The sequence below is a fragment of the Pseudomonas sp. SGAir0191 genome, from assembly GCF_002812565.2.
In the GTDB taxonomy this organism is placed as follows: Bacteria; Pseudomonadota; Gammaproteobacteria; order Pseudomonadales; family Pseudomonadaceae; genus Aquipseudomonas; species Aquipseudomonas parafulva_B.
In genome coordinates, this window is sequence record NZ_CP025035.2 from 1,568,004 (window position 1) to 1,583,427 (window position 15,424).

Annotated in this window: 13 protein-coding genes and 4 tRNA genes; 13 read left to right on the forward strand and 4 right to left on the reverse strand. The window is 63.1% G+C overall.

Annotated elements, in window-relative coordinates; translation table 11 throughout:
* Window positions 1-164 precede the first annotated feature (164 nt).
* The 12 genes from accD to CWR53_RS07195 all read left to right on the forward strand — a co-directional run bounded on the left by accD (window position 165) and on the right by CWR53_RS07195 (window position 9,179).
* A complete protein-coding gene (gene accD, locus CWR53_RS07140; protein WP_023535975.1) occupies window positions 165-1,058 on the forward strand; it encodes an acetyl-CoA carboxylase, carboxyltransferase subunit beta in 894 nt (297 codons plus the stop codon).
* Window positions 1,058-2,365 carry a bifunctional tetrahydrofolate synthase/dihydrofolate synthase gene (folC, locus tag CWR53_RS07145; protein WP_100851130.1) on the forward strand — a complete coding sequence of 436 codons (1,308 nt, stop codon included), beginning with the start codon at window positions 1,058-1,060 and terminating at the stop codon, window positions 2,363-2,365. The genes accD and folC overlap by 1 nt, the downstream gene beginning before the upstream one ends.
* A complete protein-coding gene (locus CWR53_RS07150) occupies window positions 2,349-3,005 on the forward strand; it encodes an SPOR domain-containing protein (RefSeq protein ID WP_100851131.1) in 657 nt (218 codons plus the stop codon). The genes folC and CWR53_RS07150 overlap by 17 nt, the downstream gene beginning before the upstream one ends.
* A 159-nt stretch (window positions 3,006-3,164) precedes the next feature.
* A complete protein-coding gene (locus CWR53_RS07155; protein ID WP_100851132.1) occupies window positions 3,165-3,722 on the forward strand; it encodes a CvpA family protein in 558 nt (185 codons plus the stop codon).
* 42 nt (window positions 3,723-3,764) lie between these two features.
* Entirely contained in the window at window positions 3,765-5,270 is a 1,506-nt protein-coding gene (gene purF, locus CWR53_RS07160) for an amidophosphoribosyltransferase (RefSeq protein WP_058605533.1), read from the forward strand.
* Between the two features lie 17 nt (window positions 5,271-5,287).
* The gene (locus CWR53_RS07165; RefSeq protein WP_027916499.1) at window positions 5,288-6,499 is read left to right on the forward strand and encodes an O-succinylhomoserine sulfhydrylase; all 1,212 of its coding nucleotides are present in this window, start codon (window positions 5,288-5,290) and stop codon (window positions 6,497-6,499) included.
* The gene (locus tag CWR53_RS07170) at window positions 6,496-7,269 is read left to right on the forward strand and encodes an SDR family oxidoreductase (protein WP_058605532.1); all 774 of its coding nucleotides are present in this window, start codon (window positions 6,496-6,498) and stop codon (window positions 7,267-7,269) included. The genes CWR53_RS07165 and CWR53_RS07170 overlap by 4 nt, the downstream gene beginning before the upstream one ends.
* 219 nt (window positions 7,270-7,488) lie before the next feature.
* Window positions 7,489-7,564, forward strand: a tRNA-Val gene (locus tag CWR53_RS07175).
* Between the two features lie 66 nt (window positions 7,565-7,630).
* Window positions 7,631-7,707: transfer RNA gene (locus CWR53_RS07180), tRNA-Asp, on the forward strand.
* 98 nt (window positions 7,708-7,805) lie between these two features.
* Window positions 7,806-7,882: transfer RNA gene (locus CWR53_RS07185), tRNA-Asp, on the forward strand.
* Window positions 7,883-8,015: 133 nt separating this feature from the next.
* A tRNA-Asp gene (locus CWR53_RS07190) sits at window positions 8,016-8,092 on the forward strand.
* A 196-nt stretch (window positions 8,093-8,288) separates the two neighbouring features.
* Complete coding sequence (locus CWR53_RS07195) at window positions 8,289-9,179, forward strand: DUF2242 domain-containing protein (protein WP_100851133.1); 891 nt, start codon at window positions 8,289-8,291, stop codon at window positions 9,177-9,179.
* Window positions 9,180-9,228: 49 nt separating this feature from the next.
* Here CWR53_RS07195 and CWR53_RS07200 read toward each other — a convergent pair whose 3' ends face one another.
* The 4 genes from CWR53_RS07200 to CWR53_RS07215 form a co-directional block, all read right to left on the reverse strand.
* Entirely contained in the window at window positions 9,229-9,888 is a 660-nt protein-coding gene (locus CWR53_RS07200; protein ID WP_058605530.1) for a 3-oxoacid CoA-transferase subunit B, read from the reverse strand.
* A complete protein-coding gene (locus CWR53_RS07205; protein WP_100851134.1) occupies window positions 9,885-10,586 on the reverse strand; it encodes a 3-oxoacid CoA-transferase subunit A in 702 nt (233 codons plus the stop codon). The genes CWR53_RS07200 and CWR53_RS07205 overlap by 4 nt, the downstream gene beginning before the upstream one ends.
* A 435-nt stretch (window positions 10,587-11,021) precedes the next feature.
* On the reverse strand, window positions 11,022-12,062 hold the full coding sequence (locus CWR53_RS07210) for an AraC family transcriptional regulator (protein ID WP_058605528.1): 1,041 nt from the start codon (window positions 12,060-12,062) through the stop codon (window positions 11,022-11,024).
* A gap of 4 nt (window positions 12,063-12,066) precedes the next feature.
* The gene (locus CWR53_RS07215; protein WP_100851135.1) at window positions 12,067-13,185 is read right to left on the reverse strand and encodes a nitrilase-related carbon-nitrogen hydrolase; all 1,119 of its coding nucleotides are present in this window, start codon (window positions 13,183-13,185) and stop codon (window positions 12,067-12,069) included.
* A gap of 184 nt (window positions 13,186-13,369) precedes the next feature.
* On the opposite strand from CWR53_RS07215, the gene CWR53_RS07220 reads away from it, so the two are divergent.
* Window positions 13,370-15,406 (forward strand): NADPH-dependent 2,4-dienoyl-CoA reductase, encoded by a 2,037-nt coding sequence (locus tag CWR53_RS07220; protein WP_058605526.1) that lies wholly within the window; start codon window positions 13,370-13,372, stop codon window positions 15,404-15,406.
* Window positions 15,407-15,424 lie beyond the last annotated feature (18 nt).

The following is a 15,424-nucleotide window of genomic DNA, read 5'->3' on the forward strand; positions in this document are numbered from 1 at the left end:
CCGGCTGGCCCCGCGTGGGGCGGTCAACCGAATTGTTCAGGGTGGCGCGGCAGGGGTACTGAACCCGGATCGCCGTTTCACCCACGTTTTAAGCATTTGAGCTCAAAAGGGCAGGGCAGGCCGGCTACGCTGGTCCCCTCCCGCCGATACTGGAGAAAGAAAGCATGAGCAACTGGTTAGTCGACAAACTGATCCCTTCCATCATGCGTTCCGAGGTGAAGAAGAGCTCGGTACCTGAAGGCCTGTGGCACAAATGCCCGTCCTGTGAGGCCGTGCTGTACCGTCCGGAGCTGGAAAAGACCCTGGACGTATGCCCCAAGTGCAACCACCACATGCGCATCGGCGCACGTGCTCGCATCGATATCTTCCTGGATGCCGAGGGCCGTGCCGAGCTGGGTGCCGACCTGGAGCCGGTCGACCGGTTGAAGTTCCGCGACGGCAAGAAGTACAAGGACCGCCTGACCGGCGCGCAGAAGCAGACCGGTGAAAAGGACGCCCTGATCTCCATGAGCGGCACCCTGATGGGCATGCCGATCGTGGTCAGTGCGTTCGAATTCTCCTTCATGGGCGGTTCCATGGGTGCCATCGTCGGCGAGCGCTTCGTGCGCGCAGCCAACTATGCCCTGGAGCATCGCTGCCCAATGGTGTGTTTCTCGGCTTCCGGCGGTGCCCGCATGCAGGAAGCGCTGATCTCGCTGATGCAGATGGCCAAGACCTCTGCCGTGCTGGCGCGTCTGCGTGAAGAAGGCATCCCGTTCATCTCGGTACTGACCGACCCGGTCTACGGTGGCGTGTCCGCCAGCCTGGCGATGCTGGGCGATGTCATCGTTGGCGAACCCAAGGCCCTGATCGGCTTTGCCGGCCCGCGCGTCATCGAGCAGACCGTTCGCGAGAAGCTGCCTGAAGGCTTCCAGCGCAGCGAATTCCTGCTGGAGCACGGTGCCATCGACCTGATCATCTCTCGTGGCGACCTGCGTCCACGGCTGGCGCGCCTGCTGGCCCAGATGACCGGCCAGCAGACACCGGTCGAAGCCCTCGAGGCGGCTGCGGTCGCGTGATGACCCAACGGACCCTTGGCGAGTGGCTCGCCTATCTTGAGCAGTTGCACCCCTCGGCCATCGACATGGGGTTGGAGCGTTCGCAGGCGGTGCTGGCGCGCCTGGCGTTGGGCAAGCTTGCCCCGCGTGTGGTGACGGTAACGGGCACCAACGGCAAGGGGTCGACCTGCGCGTTCCTCGCTTCGCTGCTGCGTGCCCAGGGGTTGAAGGTCGGCGTGTACAGCTCGCCGCACCTGCTGCGCTACAACGAGCGGGTGATCATCGACGGCGTTGAAGCCAGCGATGCGCAGTTGTGCGAAGCGTTCGCAGCGGTCGACGCGGCACGCGGCGAAATCTCCCTGACCTATTTCGAGATGGGTACCCTGGCCGCGTTCTGGCTGTTCGAGCGTTCGCAGCTCGACGCAGTGGTGCTGGAAGTCGGGCTGGGCGGGCGGCTGGACACGGTGAATGTCGTGGACGCCGACATCGCGCTGGTGACCAGCATCGGGGTCGACCACATCGATTACCTGGGCGATACCCGCGAGCAGGTAGCCTTCGAGAAGGCCGGTATCTTCCGTGCCGGCAAGCCTGCGCTCTGTGGCGACCTCGATCCGCCCCAGCCGCTGCTGGACAAGGCCCGCGAACTGGCGGCCCCGCTGCGGTTGCGGGGTCGCGACTTCGACCTTCAGGTGGCCGAGCATGGCTGGAGCTGGTACGGGACGTCCGGCGAAGGTGAAAAAGTCGCCTTGATGGACCTGCCCCTGCTGGACCTGCCCATGGAAAACGCAGCCTTGGCCCTGCAAGCCTACCTGCTGAGCGGCCTGCCCTGGAGCCCTGCGCAGCTGAGCCAGGCATTGGCCCAGACGCGCATCACAGGTCGTCTCGACCGGCGCGTGATCCACTGGCGTGGCGTCGCGGTGGAGCTGCTGCTGGATGTAGGGCATAACCCACATGCAGCGCATTACCTGGCCCGGCGTCTGGCATCCCGGCCATTGGTCGGCCGGCGTCTGGCCGTGTTCGGCTTGCTTTGCGACAAGGACCTCGAGGGTGTGATTGCGCCCTTGCACGCCCTGGTCGATGAGTGGGCCGTCACGCCGCTTGCCACCCCGCGTAGCCGGCCTGCCGCTGAATTGGCAGAGGCCCTGACGAACCTCGGCGCCACGGTGAAGTCTTATGCCAGCGTCGACGCTGCCCTGGAGGGGCAGTGCGCGAACGCCACGGCAGATGATCAGATCCTGCTGTTCGGTTCGTTTTTCTGTGTCGCTCAGGCGCTGGAATGGTTGCAGCGGCATCCCCAGGAGGGTGGGATAGATGGCAGTGCTGGATAAAGGAATGAAGCAGCGCATGATCGGTGCGCTGGTGCTGGTGGCGCTGGCGGTGATTTTCCTGCCGATGCTGTTTTCGCGGCAGGATGAAATGCGTGAGGTGCACGTCGATGCCCCAAAAGCGCCTGCTGCACCGTCGCTGCCTGAAGTAAAGGTCGACCCTGTTGCCGTGCCAGAACCCCAGGCCTTGCCGGAGCAAGCGGACCCGTCGCCGGTGGTGGTAGACGAGTCATCAGCGCCTGCGCGTGCGCCCAGCCAACCCATCACGCCGTCGCCGCAGACACAGCAGGCCCAGCCTGCTCCGGCGGCCGTGGCCAAGGCCGAGCCCAAGGCGCCGGCCGCTTCTGCGCCAAATGCGACGTCGACCAAAGCTGCCGCGTCGTCCAAACTCGACGCCAACGGCCTTCCGGTCAGTTGGTCGATCCAGTTGGCGAGCTTGTCCAACCGGGCAGGCGCCGAGAAGCTCCAGCAGACCTTGCGTAGCCAAGGCTACAACGCCTATATCCGTGCTGCCGGTGGCATGAACCGGGTGTATGTCGGCCCGCTTATCGAGCGTGCCGACGCCGAGCGCACCCGCGATGCCATCAACCGCCAGAACAGCCTCAAGGGCTTTGTCGTGCGCTTCCAGCCGGAACGCAGCTGAAGGCGAGGGTCGGCACCGCCGTCCCGTGCCAGGCAGCGAGCCTGCGGGCGGTGCCCAGCAGGCTTGCTGTGCGGGCTGGATCATCCACTGACATTCCGCTTACCCAAGCCCTCGTCGCTCTGGTAAAATCCGCCGCCTCAACGATCTGCAGGCAGCACCGTGGCATTTACCCTGGTTGATTGGGCGATCATTGCGATCATCGCCGTCTCCACACTGATCAGTCTCAAACGCGGCTTCGTCAAGGAAGCCCTGTCCTTGCTCATCTGGATCATTGCCGGTGCGGTGGCGTGGATGTTCGGTGGCTCGCTTTCGGTGTACCTGGAAAGCTATATCCAGACGCCCTCCATGCGCGTGATCGCAGGCTGCGGTATCTTGTTCGTCGCCACCTTGCTGGTGGGGGCGATGCTCAACTTTCTCATCGGCGAACTGATTCGTGTCACCGGCCTGTCGGGCACCGATCGTTTTCTGGGCATGGTCTTCGGCGCCGCCAGGGGCGGCCTGCTGGTGGTCGTGGCACTCGGGCTGCTGAGCCTGGGGCCGGTTCAACAAGACGCGTGGTGGCAGGAGTCTCGCCTGATACCTCGGTTTCTACTGGTAGCCGACTGGTCTAAAAACCTGGTTGTGGGCTTCACCAGCCAATGGATGTCCGGCGGAGCGATCAGTACACCGTCTGATCTTCCGTTCAAGGAGCAGCTGCTCGGGCCGACCCGGCCTTGAGCGCTATTCACTCAAGTTTCATCAAAGTAGGGGTTGCGTCGCATGTGTGGCATCGTCGGTATCGTCGGTAAGTCGAACGTCAATCAGGCGCTGTATGACGCGCTTACGGTCCTCCAGCACCGCGGCCAGGACGCTGCCGGTATCGTGACCAGCCATGACGGCCGGTTGTTCCTGCGCAAGGATAATGGCCTGGTGCGCGATGTGTTCCAGCAGCGCCACATGCAACGCCTGGTGGGCAGCATCGGCATCGGCCATGTGCGCTACCCGACGGCGGGCAGCTCGACCTCCGCCGAGGCCCAGCCGTTCTACGTCAACTCGCCATACGGCATCACCCTGGCCCACAACGGCAACCTCACCAACGTCGAGCAGTTGGCCAAGGAGATCTACGAGTCGGACCTGCGTCACGTCAACACCAACTCCGATTCCGAAGTGCTGCTAAACGTATTCGCCCATGAGCTGGCCGTGCGCGGCAAGTTGCAGCCTACCGAAGAGGACGTGTTCGCCGCGGTCTCCCATGTACACAGCCGTTGCGTCGGCGGTTACGCTGTCGTTGCCATGATCACCGGCTACGGCATCGTCGGTTTCCGCGATCCCAACGGTATCCGCCCGGTCGTCTTCGGTCAGCGCCACACCGACGAAGGCGTGGAGTACATGATTGCTTCGGAAAGCGTTGCGCTCGACGTGCTCGGCTTCACCCTGATTCGCGACCTGGCGCCAGGCGAAGCGGTCTACATCACCGAAGAAGGTCAGCTGTACACCAAGCAGTGTGCCGAGGCCCCGAAACTGCAACCCTGCATTTTCGAACACGTCTACCTGGCCCGCCCGGACTCGATCATGGACGGTGTCTCGGTGTACAAGGCGCGTCTGCGCATGGGCGAGAAGCTCGCCGACAAGATCCAGCGCGAACGCCCGGACCACGGCATCGACGTGGTCATCCCTATTCCGGACACCAGCCGCACTGCCGCGCTTGAGTTGGCCAACCACCTGGGCGTGAAATTCCGCGAAGGTTTCGTCAAGAACCGCTACATCGGCCGTACCTTCATCATGCCGGGCCAGGCTGCCCGCAAGAAGTCGGTCCGCCAGAAGCTCAATGCCATCGAGCTTGAGTTCCGTGGCAAGAACGTCATGCTGGTTGACGACTCGATCGTGCGCGGCACCACCTGCAAGCAGATCATCCAGATGGCGCGCGAGGCCGGCGCCAAGAATGTCTATTTCTGCTCCGCAGCCCCTGCAGTGCGCTACCCTAACGTCTACGGCATCGACATGCCGAGCGCTCACGAACTGATCGCCCACAACCGTACCACTGAGCAGGTGGCCGAGTTGATCGGCGCCGACTGGCTGGTCTATCAGGACCTGCCTGACCTGATCGATTCGGTCGGCGGCGGCAAGATCAAGATCGAGCATTTCGATTGCGCAGTATTCAACGGTGAGTACGTCACTGGCGATATCGACGAAGCCTACCTTGACCGCATCGAGCAGGCCCGCAATGACCTGGCCAAGGTCAAGACGCAGGCGGTCAGCGCAATCATCGACCTCTACAACAACTGATTTCAGGGAGCGATGGCATGACCGATCAATGGGATGCCGGGCGACTGGACAGCGACCTGGAGGGTGTCGGCTTCGATACCCTGGCAGTGCGCGCCGGTCAGTGCCGTTCACCGGAGGCCGAGCACAGCGAAGCGCTGTTCCTGACCTCCAGCTACGTGTTCCGTACAGCTGCCGATGCGGCTGCGCGTTTTGCCGGTGAAACCCCGGGCAATGTCTATTCGCGCTATACCAACCCGACCGTACGGGCATTCGAAGAGCGCCTGGCGGCGATGGAAGGTGCCGAGCAGGCCGTGGCCACCTCCACCGGCATGGCGTCGATTCTGGCCGTGGTCATGTCCCTGTGCAGTGCAGGCGACCACGTACTGGTCTCTCAGAGCGTGTTCGGGTCGACCATCAGCCTGTTCGAGAAGTATTTCAAGCGCTTCGGCTTGCAGGTGGACTACGTGCCGTTGGTCGATCTTGCCGGCTGGGAGCAGGCCATCCAGGCCAATACCAAGCTGCTGATCGTCGAGTCGCCGTCCAACCCACTGGCCGAATTGGTCGATATCGCTGCGCTCAGCGAAATCGCCCATGCCCGTGGGGCCATGCTGGTGGTCGACAACTGCTTCAGCACACCGGCCTTGCAGCAACCGCTCAAGCTCGGCGCCGACATCGTCTTCCACTCCGCCACCAAGTTCATCGATGGCCAAGGCCGCTGCATGGGCGGTGCAGTGGCAGGCCGTGCCGAACAGATGAAGGAAGTGGTCGGTTTCCTGCGCACGGCAGGCCCGACGCTCAGCCCATTCAACGCGTGGGTATTCACCAAGGGCCTGGAGACGCTGCGCCTGCGTATGCGGGCTCACTGCGAGAGTGCTCAGGCACTGGCGCAATGGCTGGAACAGCAGGACGGCATTGAAAAAGTACATTACGCCGGCCTACCAAGCCATCCGCAGCACGAATTGGCCAAGCGCCAGATGAGTGGCTTCGGCGCTGTGGTGAGCTTCGAAGTCAAGGGCGGCAAGGAAGGGGCCTGGCGCTTCATCGATGCTACCCGGGTCGTTTCGATCACCACCAACCTGGGTGACAGCAAGACCACCATCGCTCATCCGGCCACCACCTCCCACGGCCGCCTGACGCCCCAGGAACGTGCGGCTGCCGGCATCCGCGATAGCCTGATTCGTGTGGCCGTGGGCTTGGAGGACGTGGCGGATCTGCAGGCCGACCTGGCGCGTGGACTGGCGGCATTGTGATCGAAATCGGTCTCAACACGCCCGGTCACAACGGCCGGGTCGCTTTGGTCACCGGTGCTGCGCGCGGTATCGGCCTTGGCATCGCCGCCTGGCTGATCTGCGAAGGTTGGCAGGTGGTGCTCAGTGACCTCGACCGCCAGCGGGGAGCGAAAGCGGCCAAGGCCCTGGGGGATAACGCCTGGTTCATCACCATGGATGTGGCAGATGAGTCCCAGGTCAGTGCCGGGGTGTCCGAGGTGCTCGGGCAATTCGGCAGGCTTGACGCGCTGGTGTGCAATGCTGCGATTGCCAACCCCCACAGCCAGACGCTTGAAAGCCTGAGCCTGGCTCAATGGAACCGCGTGCTGGCCGTCAATCTCAATGGCCCGATGCTGCTGGCCAAGCACTGTGCGCCTTACCTGCGCGCGCACAATGGCGCCATCGTCAACCTGACGTCCACGCGGGCGCGGCAGTCCGAGCCTGACACTGAAGCTTATGCCGCCAGCAAAGGGGGCCTTGTGGCACTCACCCATGCGCTGGCCATCAGCCTGGGCCCGGAGATTCGTGTCAACGCCGTGAGCCCGGGGTGGATCGATGCCCGGGATCCCTCTCAGCGCCGTGCCGAGCCGTTGAGCAATGCTGACCACGCCCAGCACCCCACCGGTCGCGTGGGCACCGTCGAGGACGTTGCAGCGATGGTCGCCTGGCTGCTGTCCCGGCAAGCAGCGTTCGTGACCGGTCAGGAGTTTGTGGTCGACGGCGGCATGACACGCAAGATGATCTACACCTGAAGGCCCTGTTGGACAGACCAGAAGAGGAGGGGACCGCAAGGTCCCTTTTTCGTGCCCGGGCTTGGCTGGGCACTAATCAAGGTGTGCTCGGCTTTGCACTGGGTAGCGTTAGCCGCACCTGCGAGTTGGAAAAAAACTCAACAGGGCTATTGACTTAGCGTCGTCACCTGCGTAAATTTCGCGGCCTCAGCGAAGCAAACGCAACACGTTACATCGCGAGGGTGATTAGCTCAGCCGGGAGAGCATCTGCCTTACAAGCAGAGGGTCGGCGGTTCGATCCCGTCATCACCCACCACTTCCTGAGATGTTCCTGACGCTCAAGGCTTCGCAAGAAGCTAACAGCCAGAGAGGAATGCACTGCGCAGCGGTAGTTCAGTCGGTTAGAATACCGGCCTGTCACGCCGGGGGTCGCGGGTTCGAGTCCCGTCCGCTGCGCCATTTTGATTAACAGATGGGTGCTTGTTGCCGGTCTGAAGCCACAAGGTCCAGCACCTTGGGCTGACCCAGTTTCAATCGGGCGCAAGCCTGAACGATACGCAGCGGTAGTTCAGTCGGTTAGAATACCGGCCTGTCACGCCGGGGGTCGCGGGTTCGAGTCCCGTCCGCTGCGCCATCTTCGCTCCAAGGTCCCTAGAACACCTTGAGGCAACCATGAACGAATGGTCATTGCACCGTTTTTCATGCCTTCCCCCAGCTTATCTGGTGGGTAGACCCAAGTTTCAATCGGGCGCAAGCCTGAATGATACGCAGCGGTAGTTCAGTCGGTTAGAATACCGGCCTGTCACGCCGGGGGTCGCGGGTTCGAGTCCCGTCCGCTGCGCCATCTTCGCTCCAAGGGCCTTTGAACACCTTGGCGCTACGTGAAAGCGACCTTCGGGTCGCTTTTTGCGTTTTTGGCGTTTGCCGTATTTACCTTGCCGCCTGCATGAAACCTTGCGGGTACTTCACCGACCAGTGGTTCCTGTACCTGGCTGCTGTGTTGCACAATAGGCACCTTCTTGAAATACCCGGAATCCTCGATGACAAGATCTTCCGTTTCTGGTGCGCTCGTGCTGGCCGCCCTGTTGGCCGTACTGAGCGGTTGTGCGTCCAAGAAACCTGCGGTGTACGAGCATGAGAACTTCGATGACTCAGGCACGTTCTCGCGCAGCTTTCCCGTAGGTGATGCCAACTCCTGCGAAGCGGCCCGCCGTGCGTTGCTCAGCCAAGGCTATATCATCACCAGCAGCGGCCCCAACCAGGTGGTCGGCAACAAGAGCTTCCAGCAGAACAGCGATAACCACCTGCAGATCAGCTTCAACGTCACGTGTGCCCCGGATGCGAGCGACGAACAGCACTCGACCATGTTCGCCAATGCCCTGCAGGACCGCTATGCCCTGAAAAAGTCCAATACATCGGCAAGCTTGGGCGTAGGGGTGCTGGGTTCGGTGTCGATGCCGATTGGCTCGAGCGATGACTCGATGGTGAAAGTCGCCAGTGAGACAGTTACGGCCGCGCAGTTTTACGACCGCTACTTCGCGTTGGTGGAAAGTTACCTGCCCAAGCCCAAGCCCAAGCCCAAGGCGCAATCGTTGAGCCAGCCCAAGGCCGAACAACCCGCGCCGAAGATCGAGAAGCCTTCGGTGGAACTGGGCTTGCCGGAGCAGTCTGCGGCCAGCCCGGCGCCGGTACCGGTCGAGGCTGCAGCTGCACCGGCTGCGCCAGACACGGCCCCCAAGGACGGTGCCTCACCCGCCGCGTTCGCGCCCGACCAGCAGACTGTCCAGGCACCTGCCAGTGGGGATCAACTGAGCTCGCAGCCCGTCGCGCCTCCCGCCGATGCAGCGCCCATCGAGGTGCAGCAGGCTGAGCCGGTCACGCCAGCCCCGCAGGATCAAACGGCCCCTCAAGGCCAGCCCTCAACGCCATGAGTCTGCAGGGCCGGTGCCGCCACGATTCAGGCGTCGAGGCGGCCAGGCCCTAGCCAGGTTTGACAGACCGGTCGATCAGCGGCACGCCGCTGAGTTCTTGCAGCGCTTGGAACGTGATTTGCGCGCAAATCTCGACCACTTCGAGCCCCGCCGGTGTCACGTCCATTACCGCGAGGTCCGTGTAGATGCGGCTCACGCAACCAATGCCCGTCAGCGGGTAGGTGCATTCGCTCACCAGTTTGCTTTCGCCGGTTTTGGTCAGATGGTCCATCATCACGAACACCTGTCGGGCGCCGGTGGCCAGGTCCATCGCGCCGCCCACTGCCGGGATCGACCCCTCGGCGCCGGTGTGCCAGTTAGCCAGGTCGCCGTTTACGGAAACCTGGAAAGCGCCGAGCACGGCGATGTCCAGGTGCCCACCGCGCATCATCGAAAATGAATCGGCATGGTGGAAATAGGCGCCACCGGTCAGCAGCGTCACATGCTGCTTGCCAGCGTTGATCAAGTCATCGTCCTCCTCGCCTGGCGCAGGGCTTGGGCCCATGCCCAGCACACCATTTTCACTGTGCAGGAACACTTCCTTGTCGCCCAGGTAGTTGGCGACCAGGGTGGGTGCGCCGATACCCAGGTTGACGTAGGCACCTTCCTCGATGTCGGCTGCAACGCGCTGGGCCATTGCCTCACGCGAGCGTCGTTGGGTGATGGTCATGGACGGGCCTCAGAATGGGTGGTTGGATGGGCGGCGTCGGGGACCGCCACCACGCGTTGCACGAAGATGCCCGGTGTGACGATATGCTCCGGGTCCAACTCACCTAGCGCGACGATCTGGTCGACCTGGACGATTGCAGTCTTGGCAGCCATGGCCATGATCGGCCCGAAGTTGCGGGCGGCCTTGCGGTAGACCAGGTTGCCCCAGCGATCACCCTTGTGCGCCTTGATCAAGGCGAAATCGGCATGCAACGGCATCTCCAGTACGTACTGGCGACCGTCGATCTCCCGCGTTTCCTTGCCTTTGGCGAGCAAGGTGCCATAGCCGGTGGGTGAAAAGAAGGCGCCGATGCCAGAGCCTGCCGCGCGAATGCGCTCGGCCAGGTTACCTTGCGGTACGACCTCCAGCTCGATCTTGCCAGCCCGGTACAAGGCGTCGAAAACATACGAGTCGGATTGGCGCGGGAACGAACAGATGATCTTGCGCACGCGTGCGGCCTTGAGCAATGCAGCGAGGCCGGTGTCGCCGTTGCCAGCATTGTTGCTGATGATGGTCAGGTCGCGTGCACCAGTGGCGATCAACCCGTCGATGAGCTCAGAGGGCATGCCAGCGGTACCGAAGCCGCCGACTAGCAGGGTCGAGCCATCGGCGATGCCCGCCACGGCGCTGGCAATGGTTGCATGGGTCTTGTCGATCAAGGCGTAGCTCCCGTCGATGCTTTTAAAAATGCCATCGTGCAGTGCACGATGCGCCCAGCACTGGCTGGCGCTTGATGGGGGATGAACGTGAGCTAGCTTGCCGCAAGCCGGGCCATGGGCGCAGTGGTCAAGGCAAGTTCTGGGCGATTACCGAACCATTGTTGCAAGCGCGCGCCGCGTCGGTCCGTGTTAGGGACGTATTGGATTAAACGAACGCGCCCGTCCACAGGTCCATGTTCCTGATACGAGAGGGCGCACTGCGCGAAAAGCATCGTCACGTCACCCCCATGTCATGTCACCGCTAAGGTGCCGACGAACTCAGCAACCCGTATTCGGATAAGGACGCAGGAAGATGGACGATTACCAGGAAGAGCTGTTGGAGTTTCAGGCCCACGAGATGGACACGCCCGAGCCGGCAGAAGACGCAACCGAACTCTAGTCCCCGCGTCGCTGCGTGCGGCGGTACGCGCCAGGCGTAAGGCCAGTCCAGCGCTTGAACGCGCGCTGGAAGGCCTCTGCCGAAGCGAACCCCAGCAGGTAGGCGATTTCGCCGAAGCTCAACTGGGTATCGCGGATGTAGGTCTCGGCCAGGTCACGCCGCGTGCCGTTCAACAGGTCACGAAAACGCGTGCCTTCTTCTGCCAGCCTGCGCCGCAGCGTCCAGGGCGGCAGTTGAAGCTGCAGGGCAATTTCGTCGAGCTCCGGTTCACGTCCCCCATTGAGCAGCGGCCCGAGCAGGTGGGTGATGCGTTCGCCCAGGCTGCGCACGCGCGTCAGCTGATGCATGTGTGCCTCGCTTAAGGTCAGCAGTTGATGCCAGGTGCTGGGGCAATGCCTGGGGTTTGGCAGTTGCAGCGTGGCGCGGCTCAGGCGCAACTGGTTGCACTCGGCGGCAAAGCGGACCGGCGCGCTGCACAGGGGCTGATAGAGGGGGGCGTAGCTTGGGGCTGCAAACTCGATATCCACGCGCTCGGCCACCACTGGCGTACCGACCAGGTCGCCCAGCTGGGCCAGCCAGCCGGCGAGCAGCGAGTCGACCACAAAGCGGTTATAGGCGTTGTACGGGCTGATGGAGTAAAAACGCAGCCAGGCGCCTTCGCCATCTTCGCAGTAAGTGGAGTGGCCTCGATAGTTGGAGGCGTACAGCGGCTCGAAGCGCAGCAAGGTGCGCGCCGCCTCGCCCAGGGTTGGCGCTTGCGCTGCCGTGACCCCGGCCAGCCCGGTATGGGCCAGCCGGCTCAACTGGCCAATCTGCAAACCCAGTGCAGGTTCGGCGCACAATGCGATGGCGGCGTGGCCCAGGTGCATGTAGCGCGGTATCGACAGGCGCGCATTGGCCTGGGCCAGCCGCGCCGTGTCCAGGCCATAGCGTTCGAGCAAGGGTGCAGGGTCGTGGCCCTGCCGTCGAATTGCGTCCGCCAAGGGTTGCACGAAGCCTACCGACAGGTCGCCCAGCCTTACCTGCGGGCGGCTCATGGTGCTAGAGCCATATATTCAGCAAGCGGGCACCTGGGCTGGGTGGCCCGGTCAACAGGTCGCCGGCTTGCCAGGCAAATCCTTGCCCGTCGGCGCCTTGCTCCCAGAACTGGCCGCGCATGAAGACGCTCACACTGCTCACCTGATGACCGACAGCCGCGGTCAGCCGGTGCCAGGCCTCTTGCTCGCTGGCCTCGCCACGCTTGACGGGCAAGCGCGTGCTGACAGGCTGGTGGCGATTGCCGCGCCAGGGTGTCAACCAGCTGTGCCTGCCGCTCAGAAAGGCAGGAATGGCCACCAGTTCGACCGATTGGGCCAGCAGCTGCTGGTGATTCTCCGGATACCAGCTGTCGCTCCCCACCAATACCCCAAGCCGCCCCGCAGGCGTGTGCAGCACCTGCAGAGGCTGGTCCACACCAGGGTGGATGAACCGCCTGTTCTCGCTGTCCGGATAGTGCTGGCGCTGGGGTTGGCCCAGGATGCTACCGTCACCGGCGAATACCACGCTGCTGTTGAAAAGCGGCCCGCGCCCGGGGTGCAATGCACCCTCGCTGACATAGGGCTGCGGAAGCACGATCGAGCCAGCTACCAGGGTGACGCCGAATTCCTTGGCCAAGCCGCCGAACACCTGCTGGTAATCGGCGGCCATCTGATCGGCCTTCATGCGCAGATGGGCATCGGCCCGTCGGTCATCGCCCTGGGCCGCAAGCATGGCCCAGCCATAGCGGAGCGGGTTACTCAGTTCGAACCATTGCAGTGCTTCACGCTGCTGGGTCACCTGGTAGAACGCGTTTTTCTCGCCACGTGCCCACAGCCAGGTACCGATGTGCTCAGGCAATACCACCACGGTGCGAGGCGTGATCAGGCCTAGCGTGCGCGCCTGCTCGAGGTAGGCGGCAAGTTTGCGGTGCAGGCGTTGCAGGTCCTGGTAGTCCCCTGGGTACAGCAGCGGCTCGACGCCCAGCAGGTTGCCATGCTCGCCGGGTTGCCCGTGGTTGACTGCCAGCTCGATGCGCAGGTCGGACAGGTAGTGCCCCTGTGGGCGCTGTTGGGTCCAGAAGGCGTAACCACACAGGGCGGCGAACACCCCCAGCAGCAGGGCACTTGTCAGAAATTTTTTCATGAAACGCTACAAGGCAATGGGCATGAAGGAGCCCTAGGGTAGACGCGCTGTTCGGGATGATCAATAACTTGTCAGTTCTGGTCATTGAGCCGGTTCAAACGGCTGTTTACTGTCTGCTTCATATAACGACAGGGCCGCCTCAGGGCGAATGCCCGTTTACCGTGATCACCAGAGAAGCCGAACCATGACCGACACTCGCTACCCGCACCTGCTGGCCCCGCTGGACCTGGGCTTCACCACGTTGCGCAACCGTACTCTGATGGGCTCCATGCACACGGGTCTTGAGGAACGTCCAGGCGGGTTCGAGCGCATGGCTGCCTATTTTGCCGAACGGGCACACGGCGGCGTAGGCCTGATGGTCACCGGTGGCATTGCACCCAACGATGAAGGCGGCGTTTACGCAGGCGCCGCCAAACTCAGCACCGAAGCCGAAGCCGAGCAGCACCGTATCGTCACCGAGGCGGTGCACGCCGCAGGGGGCAAGATTTGCCTGCAGATCCTTCACGCCGGGCGCTATGCCTACAGCCCGCGCCAGGTGGCGCCAAGCGCCATTCAAGCGCCGATCAACCCGTTCAAACCGCGGGAATTGGACGAGGCGGGGATCGAAAAGCAGATTGCCGACTTCGCCCACTGCGCGCTGCTTGCGCAGAAAGCTGGTTACGACGGTGTCGAGGTCATGGGCTCGGAAGGCTATTTCATCAACCAGTTCCTCGCCGCCCACACCAACCATCGCACCGACCGTTGGGGCGGCAGCTACGACAATCGCATGCGCCTGGCCGTGGAAATCGTCAGCCGGGTGCGCCGCGCGGTGGGCCCTAACTTCATTATCATCTTCCGCCTTTCGATGCTCGACCTGGTCGAAGGCGGCAGCACCTGGGACGAGATCCAGACCCTGGCCAAGGCCATCGAGCAGGCGGGGGCAACGTTGATCAATACCGGTATTGGCTGGCACGAGGCGCGCATTCCCACCATCGCCACCAAGGTGCCGCGTGCAGCCTTCAGCAAGGTCACCGCCAAGTTGCGCGGTGTAGTGGGTATTCCTTTGATCACCACCAACCGTATCAATACGCCAGAAGTGGCCGAGGCGGTGCTGGCCGAAGGGGATGCGGACATGGTGTCCATGGCCCGTCCGTTCCTGGCCGATCCTGCCTTCGTCAACAAGGCTGCCGCCGGGCGTGCTGATGAAATCAATACCTGTATCGGCTGCAACCAGGCGTGCCTGGACCATACGTTTGGCGGCAAGCTGACTAGTTGCCTGGTAAACCCAAGGGCCTGCCATGAAACCGAACTCAACTACCTGCCCGTGCGCATGGCCAAGCGCATTGCCGTCGTGGGCGCCGGCCCAGCAGGCCTTGCCGCTGCAACGGTGGCTGCCGAGCGTGGCCATGTGGTGACCTTGTTCGAATCGGCTAGCGAAATTGGCGGTCAGTTCAATGTTGCCAAGCGCGTGCCAGGCAAGGAGGAATTCAACGAGACCCTGCGGTATTTTCGCAACAAGCTGCGCAGCACTGGCGTTGACGTGCGCTTGAACACGCGCGTCGACGTGCCAGCGCTTGTGGCCGGCGGTTATGACGACATCATCCTCGCGACCGGCATCCTGCCCCGTGCACCGGCGATCCCGGGGATCGCGCACCCCAAGGTGCTCAGCTACCTGGATGTGCTGCTCGAGCGTAAGCCTGTGGGCAAGACAGTGGCTGTGATCGGCGCAGGGGGCATCGGTTTCGATGTATCCGAATACCTGGTGCATCAGGGCGTGTCCACCAGCCTGGACCGCGAAGCGTTCTGGAAGGAGTGGGGTATCGACACCCACCTCCAAGCCCGCGGCGGTGTGGCCGGTATCACGCCCCAGCCCCACGCACCTGCCCGGCAGGTGTACCTGATGCAGCGCAAGACCTCCAAGGTGGGGGACGGCCTGGGCAAGACCACTGGCTGGATCCACCGTACCGGCTTGAAGAACAAGCAGGTGAAGATGCTCAATGGGGTCGAGTACCTGGCCATTGATGACGCAGGCCTGCACGTGCGCATTGGCGGCGGCGAGCCGCAGGTGCTGGCGGTGGACAACGTGGTGATCTGCGCAGGCCAGGACCCGCTGCGCGAATTGCAGGACGGGCTGGTGGCTGCGCGGCAGTCGGTACACCTGATCGGCGGTGCTGACGTGGCGGCAGAGCTCGACGCCAAGCGGGCGATCGACCAGGGGTCGAGGTTGGCGGCGCAGCTTTGATTCACCGCCCGCGCCAGA